1 protein-coding gene and 2 pseudogenes are annotated in these 1,170 nt (G+C 62.7%); 2 read left to right on the top strand and 1 reads right to left on the bottom strand.

Features of this window, described 5'->3' with window-relative positions:
* Positions 1-270, top strand: a 270-nt coding sequence (locus WG908_RS16455) for a hypothetical protein (RefSeq protein ID WP_340187588.1), incomplete at its 5' end; no start/stop codon positions are given.
* Here WG908_RS16455 and WG908_RS16450 read toward each other — a convergent pair.
* A pseudogene (locus WG908_RS16450) lies at positions 225-551 on the bottom strand (IS630 family transposase); the annotation flags it as partial. The gene WG908_RS16455 and the pseudogene WG908_RS16450 sit on opposite strands and share 46 nt — an antisense overlap.
* Here WG908_RS16450 and WG908_RS16445 point away from each other — a divergent pair.
* Positions 550-1,137, top strand: a pseudogene (locus WG908_RS16445) (integrase core domain-containing protein); the annotation flags it as partial. The pseudogenes WG908_RS16450 and WG908_RS16445 sit on opposite strands and share 2 nt — an antisense overlap.
* Positions 1,138-1,170: the final 33 nt, after the last annotated feature.

Raw genomic sequence — 1,170 nt, 5'->3', positions numbered from 1 at the left:
GAATTTGTGCGTCTTGGCACGAATGTACCGATCGGCAGTGGCGGTCTCAACTCAAGCTACTCCTGCGCGGTGCCCGGGGGTACGGGGCGCGGCCACCGGCGAGGTGCAGGATCTGGGCTGCGAAGCCCTAAGCTGAAGGAATGCGTGGCCGATCTGGCGCTGAAAAACTGCCTGCTGAAAACGAGCATGACAGGGGATGCGGAGACGATGAATGAGATATCGCGCATCCGACAAGCTCGATATAAGGTCATCGTGCGCCAATGCCCATAGGGCACCTTGGCATTGGCGCACGATGACCAACCGGTGCCCAGCCGCGCAACGGCGCCATGTTGGTCTTGGCCCACGTCTCATCGATGAAGACGAGGCGCGCCGAATCAAGCCGACCCTGATACGTCTTCCATTGCTCGCGTCGCCGGGCGACCTGTGGCCGGAACTGTTCGACGGGCAGCACGCTTTTTTTTGAAGCTCAGTCCCTCGGCATGAACGAAGCCCAAGACCTGGACATAATCGACCTTTACCCCGCGTTCGGCCACAAGGCCGCGCAGCGTGAAGTCTCTGGGCACGCCGGCGCCGATGGTGCTGCCGGACGGCCCGAACCAGCGCTGGCCGTTCGACTTCGTCTCCGACACCCTGACGTGCAGCCGGCGGTTGCGCATCCTGTGCGTGGTCGACGACTACACGCGCGAATGCCTGGCGCTGGTGGCCGACACGTCGCTATCGGGCGTGCGGGTCGCTTGGGAACTGACGCGGCTGATCGGGATACGCGGCAAGCCGCACATGGTGGTCAGCGACAACGGGACCGAACTGACCTCGTCGGCCATCCTGCGCTGGTCGCAGGAGCGGCAGGTCGAGTGGCATTACATCGCCCCGGGCAAGCCGATGCAGAACGGCTTCGTCGAGAGCTTTAACGGGCGCCTGCGCGACGAGTGCCTCAACGAGACGCTGTTCACGTCGCTATCGCATGCCCGATTCGTGCTCGATGCCTGGCGGCACGACTACAACCAGGTAAGACCACACTCGAAACTGGGCGGGAGAACCCCCGCCGAAAAAGCCGCAGAACCTGTCTGGGGGCATGCCCCCAGACAGGTTGCCATCGCCTCAACCAACCATCATGAAGGAGCCCGACTCTACCTCTGACTGGTAACAATCAGGGGAGCACGTCACAACACC

The organism is Sphingobium anseongense (assembly GCF_037725245.1).
GTDB lineage: Bacteria > Pseudomonadota > Alphaproteobacteria > Sphingomonadales > Sphingomonadaceae > Sphingobium.
The sequence above is the reverse complement of the archived record's forward strand: the minus strand, read 5'-3'. Positions and strand labels throughout refer to the sequence as shown.